Here is a 7,167-nt window from a genome sequence, read left to right on the forward strand (position 1 = left end):
CGCAGCCCCTCGAACGCCTGCGGGCTGGTCACCTCGTGGACCAGGTGGCGGTCGATGTAGAGGATGCAGGTGCCGTCCTCCTGGCGGTGGACGACGTGGCTGTCCCAGATCTTGTCGAACAGGGTGCGCGGCTTGGACATCTCGGCTTCTCTCTTGCGGCGGCGGACCGCACGGACAAAAGGTGTGCGTTCCGAGGGCGGCACAATAGCCACAAGGACCGCGCGGGACAAGCGGGCGATGGCTGGAAAAGCCCGGCCGGTATGCTAGCTTCGCCGCGCGAAGGAGTTACGGAGCGGAGAGAAGCGGTGAGTGACGCCCAGACGAAGTGCCCGAGGTGCGATCTGGTCTACCCGGCCGTCGAGCCCGCCTGCCCGCGCTGCCGGCGCATCCGCCAGACCAACATCGCCATCGCCACGACCATGATCATGCTGGTGCTGCTGGCCGTCGTCGGCTGGCTGGGCATGCAGCTGTTCTTCATCTGACGCGTGTGACTCGAGGCGCCGGTTGTGCTACCATCACGGCGCTATCGGCGGAGTCGGCGCATGGACAAGAGCGAACTGATCCTGGCGGCCATCGAACAGATGGGGCGGAGCCTCAACGCCGAACTGACGGACATTCGCGCCAGAATGGCGACGAAGGAAGACCTCAAGGAGTTGCGCGCCGAGGTCAAGGGTGACCTCAAGGAGCTGCGGGCCGAGGTCAAGGACGACCTCAAGGAGCTGCGGAACAAGGTCAAGGAAGACCTGCGCGAGCTTGAGGAGCGGCTGACCAAGCAGATCGCCACGGTCGACGACCATTCCGAAAGCCGCTTCAACTCCCTGGTCTCGTCGCTGATCCAACTCTCCAAGATGGAGGGGCGGATCGAGGAGCAGTCGAAGATCCTGCAGCTCGCCCTGGCCGGCCGCATGCAGCGCCCGCCCGCCGCGGAGTAGGCTCAGGCCGGCGCCATCGCCCTATATGCAAAGAACGCGACGTCCCAAGCCCAACCCTCATCAGTCGGCTCCGACGGACCTATGCTACGCCAATAATCGGCGTCAGTCGCATCTGCGATTCTATTGAATCTTTTGTTGATCGTCGGTCGAACATCCCCGCATTTTGCCGACGTATAAACGACAAGATAACCAGAATCCATCAACGGATTATTGCCACGGCACCATTGCCTAAGCCTCTTGGCGTCCGAACGCAGACTCAACGTCAGTTCCGCCGATTTCTTAATTTCGATTGCCGCACGGGGCCGAGCACCATTTTTGTGCCAAACCAAGATATCTAAGCGCTGATTTTCTCTCATTTTTACGCGGCGACGATCAGGCCGCCGACCGCAGTCCGCTTCAATCTTTTTCGGTGATGCTTCGAGAGTAACATAAAGCCGATTTCCATCTCCCTGCAAAGCACGAAATTCTTGGGCGATTCTGGACTGTATAAAAGACTCAGGAGCCATGTCCAGCCAATGACCACCGCTCAACTCTTCGTAGTCACGAAATGCGGCAGCTGCACCAGAGAGAATTACTTCTTCGATATCGTTTCGCCGGACGCGAAATGTCATAATAACCTCTAAATGCAAGTTCAGCCTTGTATCTGACAAATTCGATGTAAGCGCGCAAGAGATGCATTGTCGCACCTATCTTCATGCTATGGTATGCTCTGCCTCCACCACGCGCCCGTCCCGTAGCATCACCATGCGGTCGAAGCGGTTGAAGATCTTCTCGTCGTGGCTGACGACCAGGATCGCCGCGCGCTGTTCCACCGCCACCGTCCGCAGCAGGTCCAGCACGATGCCGGCGCGTTCGGAATCGAGCGCGGCCGTCGGCTCGTCGGCCAGGATGATGCGCGGGCGGTTGGCGAGGGCGCGGGCGATGGCGACGCGCTGCGCCTCGCCGCCCGACAGCTTGGCGGGATAGGCATCGAAGCGGTGGCCGACCTGGAGATAGTCCAGCAATTCGCGCGCGCGGGCCTGCGCCGCCGTTCGTGAGGCCCCGGCGAGGTCGAGGACGACGGCGACGTTCTCGCCGGCCGTCAGGAACGGCAGCAGGTTGTGGAACTGGAAGATGAAGCCCAGCTTCTCCAGCCGCAGCGCGCGCAGGTCGGGGCGCAGCCAGCGGCCGTCCTCGAACACCGCCTCGCCGTCCAGCGCCATGCGCCCGCGCGTCGGCTCGACGATGCAACCCACGAGGTTCAGCAGCGTCGTCTTGCCCGACCCGCTGGGACCCAACAAGCCGACCACCTCGCCGGGGTACACGGCGAGGTCGGTGTCCTTCAGCGCGTGCACGGCGGCGTCGCCGCTGCCGTAGGTCTTGGCGACGCCAGTCAGTTCGACAAGAGGCCCATCGTTCGGAAAGAGCGCCATCTCAGCCCCCCAGCGCGGTGGCGGGATCGACCTTGAGGGCGAGGCGCACGCCCAGGCCGCTGGCGACGATGCACACCGCCAGCACAGCCAGCGCCAGCAGCCCGGCGTCCTCCGGCAGCAGCACGACGCGGCGCGGGAAGACGTCCTTGACCAGCAGGATGAGCAGCGCGCCGAAGCTCCAGCCGATCACGCCCATGGCCAGGGCCTGCTGCACGATCAGCCCGACGATGGTGCGGTCGCTCGCCCCGATCAGCTTCAGCGTGGCGATCTCCTTCACCTTGTCCATGGTCAGCGTGTAGAGGATCAGCGCAATCACCACCGCCGACACGGTCATCAGGATGCCGGTGAACAGGCCGATCTGCCGCCGCGCCTTCTCCACCACCGACTGGAGCAGCAGCACCTCCTGCCCCTCCTGCGTGACGGCGGCGAGGTGCTTCCAGCGCAGCACCTCTCCCGCCACGCGCTCCACCGGCACGCCGGGCAGGACGCGGGCGACGACGGCGTTGACGGTGTCGGTGCCGGCCGGCTTGGCGCCGCGCGCCAGCTCGCGCCGCGCCGCCGGGGGATCGAGCTGGAACTGCAGGCGCTGGCTGTCGAGGAGCGTCACGTACACCACCGGGTCGCCGCCGGACGCCACTTGGTTGCGGGTCAGGCCGACCACCGTGTAGTCGTCGCGACCCAGCCGCACCCGCTCGCCCAGGTCCAGGCCGGTGCGGGCGTCGGCGATCAGCTCGTAATGGCCGCGGGTGATCGGCCGCCCGGTCGCCAGCCGCGCCGGACCGCCGGGCCGCCCCGGTTCGAACCCGACGACGTACAGGCGCAGCGCCCGGCCGCGATGCTCGGTCTCCGCCGTCTGGAAGGTCATGGAGCCGGCGTCGGCCACGCCGTGCAGCCGCGCCGCCATCTCCCGCACGTCGCCGGGGATGCGCGACGCCTCGGCGAAGGGGCCGCGCGTGCCGGACTGCACGATCCACAGGTCGGCGGCGGGGACGCGCACCAGCGTCAGCGCGTCGTCCACCAGCCCGCGGTAGATGCCGATCATCGACAGAACCACGCCCAGCAGCAGCCCCAGCCCCAGGCAGGTCAGCAGGAAGCGGCCGAGGTTGTGGCGGACGTCGCGGAGCGCAAGGTTCATGGCGCCACCTCCGCCGGCCGCCCCTCGCGCAGGCCGGGGAGGAGAGCCGCAACGACGCGGGCACCGTCCGGCAGGCCGCCGGCCACCTCCAGCCGGCCGTCCAGCGTGCGGTGGCCGAAGCGCACGGCGCGCCGGGCGAGCCGCCCCTCCTCCACCGTCCACACCGTGCCGCCGTGGCCGTCAAAGCCTTCCACCGCCGTCTGCGGCACCAGCAGCGCGTGGTCCAGCGTGGCGACGGCGATGGTCGCCTCCACCTGCTCGGCCAGATAGACGCGCGGCGGGCAGACCTCGCACTTCAGATAGACCTTGCGCTCCTCGGTGACGCGGTCGCTTTCCAGCTCGATGCGGACGACGCGGGCCTTGAACGCCTGTCCGGGCAGGGAGCGCAGGCGCACGGTGGCCGCCTGCCCCTCGGCGAGCGCGCCGGCCTGCGCCTCGTCCACGTGCACCAGCGCCCAGATCGTGGCGGGATCGACCAGGGTGAACAGCGGCTCGCCGGGGTTGACGGCGGCGCCCAGTTCCTTGTGGCGGGCGACCACCAGCGCGTCGAAGGGGGCGGTCAGGGTGTAGCGCTCCAGCCGCGCCGCCTCGTACTGCAGCCGCGCCCCGGCGTCCGCCGCGGCGGCCTCGGCGACGGCGAGGTCGGAGCGGGCGACCTCCAGCTCGGCCTCAGCCACCTTGCGGTCGGCCGCCGCGTCCTGCGCCGCCTCCACCGACACGCTGCCCTTGCCGAGCAGCGCCTGCCGCCGTTCGTCGTTCTGCCGGCGCTTGTCCAGCGCCGCCTGCGCCCGGACGATGGCGGCTTGCGCCTTCTCGCGGTTGGCGCGCGCCTGGCCGATGGCGGCCTTGGCCTCGGCCACGCGAGCCTCCTGCTGGCGGGTGTCGATGCGGGCGAGCACGGCGCCCTTCGCCACACGGTCGCCGTGGTCGGCCGTGAGGTCCATCAGCGTGCCGCCGACCTCCAGCCCGACGGCGGAGCGGATGCGCGCCTCCACCGTGCCCAGGCCGTAGACTTCCACCGGCACCGCGCGCTCCGGCACCGCGACGCTCACCGGCAGCGGGCGCAGGCGGGCCATGGTGAGGCCGCCCCCGGCCAGCGCGGCGAGGACGAGGGCCAGGAGACCGAAGCGCAGGAGTCGTTTCATGGCGGTCGTCTCATGTTGGCGGTCTCATGGCGGTCGTTCCGGGGCTTCACATGAAGCCATACTAATATGAAACGCTCCCACCTCCTTTGATCCGCGTCAAACCGCCGCTTTCCGTTTGACGCCGGCCCCGGCGATGTGGTCGAACCGCCGGCATGAGCGACATCATCGAATCCTCCGGCCCCGAAGCGGCCGGGCGCGGCTGCGGCGCCTGCACGCTGTGCTGCAAGCTGATGGGCGTGCCCGAGCTGAAGAAGCCGTCGGCGCGCTGGTGCGCGTCGTGCGACCAGGGCAAGGGCTGCACCGTGTACGAGGAGCGGCCGCCGTCCTGCCGGAACTTCCAGTGCTTCTGGCTGATGGACGAAAACTTCCCCGAGGAGTTCCGGCCCGACCGCATCCACGCGCTGGCCGCCTTCAACGACACGCCGGACAGCTGCGTCCTGCACGTCGACCCGGCGCACCCGAAAGCGATGCGCAGCGCCGAGGTGCAGGCGCTGATCGACGCGCTGCTCAAGTCCTACGCCAAGGTCTTCGTGCTGAGCGGCAAGGAAAGCGCCATGCTGACGCGCTGAGGGGAGACGCATGCCGGGATTGTTCATCATCGACCTGACCTACGTCGCGCCGCTCGACGCCGTGGACGCGCATCTGGACGAACACGTCCGCTTCCTGGAGCGCGGCTACGCGGAGGGCCTGTTTCTCGTTTCAGGCCCCAAGGTCCCGCGCAGCGGCGGCGTCATCATAGCCCGCGCCGAGTCCCGCGAAACGCTGATGGCCGCATTGGCGCAGGACCCGTTCCATCGCCATGGTCTGGCCGAGTACGCCGTCACCGAGATGGTGCCGCGCAAATGGACGCCGGACCTCGACGCGCTGTTCGCTCCTCAGGGCTGAGCCGGACACCCCCGCGCAACACGCATGGCTCGCGGGTCCGCCCGATGATTTACCATCCCGCCGGATGAGGATGGGAGGGACCGGGGATGACCGATCAGGCCGCCGCCGCGCGGCACGGGCCGGGGCTGGCAATCTATGCGCAGCTGGCCGCGGTGGTGCTGTTCTGGGGCACCAACTGGCTGATCATCCGCGCCGCCCTGCCCGACGTCGGGCCGCTCACGCTCAACCTGCTGCGCTTCGGCGGCTCGGCCGTGTTCCTGGCGGCGCTGCTGCCGCTGCTGCGCTCGCCGCTGCTGCCGCCGGCCGGGGAACGGGCGCCGATGGCGCTGATCGGCGTGCTGCAGATCGCCGCCATGCTGTCGCTCAGCTCCTTGGGCCTGCTGGTGGTGCCGCCCGGCCGCGCGGCGGTGCTGGCCTACACCATGCAGGTGTGGGCGCTGCCGCTGGGCGTGCTGATCGCCGGGGAACGGCCGCCGCGCCAGCGCGTGCTGGGCGGGTTGCTGGCCTTTGCCGGCGTTCTGGTGTTCTTCAACCCCGCGCTGGTGGACTGGAGCGACCCAGCCGTGCTGCTGGGCAACGGGCTGCTGGTGGCGTCGGCCGTGTCGTGGGCGCTGGGTGCCACGCTGTACCGCCGGCACCGCTGGCGCACGCCGTTCTGGACGCAGACCTTCTGGCAGATCGCCGTCAGCACGGCGGCGGTCCTGCCCTTCGCCCTGCTGCTGGAGGCGGACCGGTCGGTGAACTGGACGCCCATGCTGCTGCTGGCGCTGGCCTACAACTGGGTGATCGGGACGGCGCTGTGCTACTGGTGGTGGTCGAAGGCGCTGGCCGTCATGCCGGCGGCGCAGGCCGGGCAGATCCTCTGCCTCGTCCCGGTGACGGCGCTCCTGGAGAGCGCCGTCGTCTACGGCGAGCCGCTGACCGCCGGCGTCCTGGTCGCCGTGGCGCTGATCGCCGCCGGAATCGTGATGACGGTCAGGGCGCGGTAGCCCCCCAAGGTCCGGCCAGTGGAGGCAACAAGAGACACGGATTACACGGATTGAGGCACGGATTACACGGTTTTCGCGACGCTTGCCGCGCGCCGGCCCTCCTGCCGGCCTCGGCTGAAGCACAATCAAGAAAATCCGTGAAATCCGCGTTCACATCCGTGAAATCCGTGTGTTCCCGTTGCCATCAAGGATCGATCACTCCGCCGCCCGGTAGATCTCGCCGCCGGTGGTGCGGAAGGTCTCGGCCATCTCGGCCATGCCGGAGTTGGCGTAGTCCCGCACCTCCTGCGTGATCTTCATCGAACAGAACTTCGGCCCGCACATGGAGCAGAAGTGCGCGACCTTCGCCCCCTCGGCCGGCAGGGTCTGGTCGTGGAAGCGCTCGGCCGTCTCGGGGTCGAGCGACAGGTGGAACTGGTCGCGCCAGCGGAACTCGAACCGCGCCCGGCTCAGCGCGTCGTCGCGGATGCGGGCGGCCGGATGACCCTTGGCGAGGTCGGCGGCGTGCGCGGCGATCTTGTAGGTCACCACACCCACCTTCACGTCGTCGCGGTCGGGCAGACCCAGGTGCTCCTTCGGCGTGACGTAGCAGAGCATCGCCGTGCCGAACCAGCCGATCATCGCCGCCCCGATGCCGCTGGTGATGTGGTCGTAGCCGGGTGCGATGTC

The 7,167-nt window shown here is 68.5% G+C and carries 11 protein-coding genes; 5 read left to right on the top strand and 6 right to left on the bottom strand.

From position 1 onward, the window contains the following. Positions 1-140 (bottom strand): aconitase family protein (locus tag VED21_RS17020; protein ID WP_324884127.1); only part of this gene is annotated, 140 nt, incomplete at its 3' end. 165 nt (positions 141-305) lie between these two features. On the opposite strand from VED21_RS17020, the gene VED21_RS17025 reads away from it, so the two are divergent. Continuing rightward, on the top strand, positions 306-482 hold the full coding sequence (locus VED21_RS17025) for a hypothetical protein (protein WP_324884108.1): 177 nt from the start codon (positions 306-308) through the stop codon (positions 480-482). Between the two features lie 60 nt (positions 483-542). Next, positions 543-932: a hypothetical protein gene (locus VED21_RS17030; protein ID WP_324884110.1), complete on the top strand. Its 390-nt coding sequence runs from the start codon at positions 543-545 to the stop codon at positions 930-932. A gap of 2 nt (positions 933-934) precedes the next feature. Here VED21_RS17030 and VED21_RS17035 read toward each other — a convergent pair whose 3' ends face one another. From VED21_RS17035 to VED21_RS17050, 4 genes are all read right to left on the bottom strand, one after another. Beyond that, positions 935-1,543, bottom strand: coding sequence for a hypothetical protein (locus VED21_RS17035; protein ID WP_324884112.1), 609 nt, complete (start codon positions 1,541-1,543; stop codon positions 935-937). 81 nt (positions 1,544-1,624) lie between these two features. Next, a complete protein-coding gene (locus VED21_RS17040) occupies positions 1,625-2,344 on the bottom strand; it encodes an ABC transporter ATP-binding protein (protein ID WP_324884114.1) in 720 nt (239 codons plus the stop codon). Between the two features lies 1 nt (position 2,345). Beyond that, entirely contained in the window at positions 2,346-3,479 is a 1,134-nt protein-coding gene (locus VED21_RS17045; RefSeq protein WP_324884115.1) for an ABC transporter permease, read from the bottom strand. After that, positions 3,476-4,624, bottom strand: a complete 1,149-nt coding sequence (locus tag VED21_RS17050; protein ID WP_324884117.1) for an efflux RND transporter periplasmic adaptor subunit — start codon at positions 4,622-4,624, stop codon at positions 3,476-3,478. The genes VED21_RS17045 and VED21_RS17050 overlap by 4 nt, the downstream gene beginning before the upstream one ends. A 152-nt stretch (positions 4,625-4,776) precedes the next feature. Here VED21_RS17050 and VED21_RS17055 point away from each other — a divergent pair, with 152 nt between their 5' ends. The 3 genes from VED21_RS17055 to VED21_RS17065 all read left to right on the top strand — a co-directional run bounded on the left by VED21_RS17055 (position 4,777) and on the right by VED21_RS17065 (position 6,498). Next, complete coding sequence (locus VED21_RS17055) at positions 4,777-5,193, top strand: hypothetical protein (RefSeq protein ID WP_324884119.1); 417 nt, start codon at positions 4,777-4,779, stop codon at positions 5,191-5,193. A gap of 10 nt (positions 5,194-5,203) precedes the next feature. Further along, positions 5,204-5,509, top strand: coding sequence for a YciI family protein (locus VED21_RS17060; protein ID WP_324884121.1), 306 nt, complete (start codon positions 5,204-5,206; stop codon positions 5,507-5,509). Between the two features lie 86 nt (positions 5,510-5,595). After that, positions 5,596-6,498, top strand: coding sequence for a DMT family transporter (locus VED21_RS17065; protein WP_324884123.1), 903 nt, complete (start codon positions 5,596-5,598; stop codon positions 6,496-6,498). A gap of 195 nt (positions 6,499-6,693) precedes the next feature. Here VED21_RS17065 and VED21_RS17070 read toward each other — a convergent pair. Further along, positions 6,694-7,167: phosphomethylpyrimidine synthase ThiC (locus VED21_RS17070; protein WP_324884125.1), on the bottom strand; the 474-nt coding region annotated here is incomplete at its 5' end.

Origin of the sequence: Azospirillum sp. (assembly GCF_035627195.1) — a bacterium.
In the GTDB taxonomy this organism is placed as follows: Bacteria; Pseudomonadota; Alphaproteobacteria; order Azospirillales; family Azospirillaceae; genus Azospirillum.

Bases quoted from the DNA above. Each gene is read 5' to 3' on its own strand.
- VED21_RS17030 (WP_324884110.1), top strand. From the start codon at position 543: ATGGACAAGAGCGAACTGATCCTGGCGGCCATCGAACAGATGGGGCGG.
- VED21_RS17055 (WP_324884119.1), top strand. From the start codon at position 4,777: ATGAGCGACATCATCGAATCCTCCGGCCCCGAAGCGGCCGGGCGCGGC.
- VED21_RS17040 (WP_324884114.1), bottom strand. From the start codon at position 2,344: ATGGCGCTCTTTCCGAACGATGGGCCTCTTGTCGAACTGACTGGCGTC.
- VED21_RS17060 (WP_324884121.1), top strand. From the start codon at position 5,204: ATGCCGGGATTGTTCATCATCGACCTGACCTACGTCGCGCCGCTCGAC.
- VED21_RS17035 (WP_324884112.1), bottom strand. From the start codon at position 1,543: ATGACATTTCGCGTCCGGCGAAACGATATCGAAGAAGTAATTCTCTCT.
- VED21_RS17045 (WP_324884115.1), bottom strand. From the start codon at position 3,479: ATGAACCTTGCGCTCCGCGACGTCCGCCACAACCTCGGCCGCTTCCTG.
- VED21_RS17065 (WP_324884123.1), top strand. From the start codon at position 5,596: ATGACCGATCAGGCCGCCGCCGCGCGGCACGGGCCGGGGCTGGCAATC.
- VED21_RS17050 (WP_324884117.1), bottom strand. From the start codon at position 4,624: ATGAAACGACTCCTGCGCTTCGGTCTCCTGGCCCTCGTCCTCGCCGCG.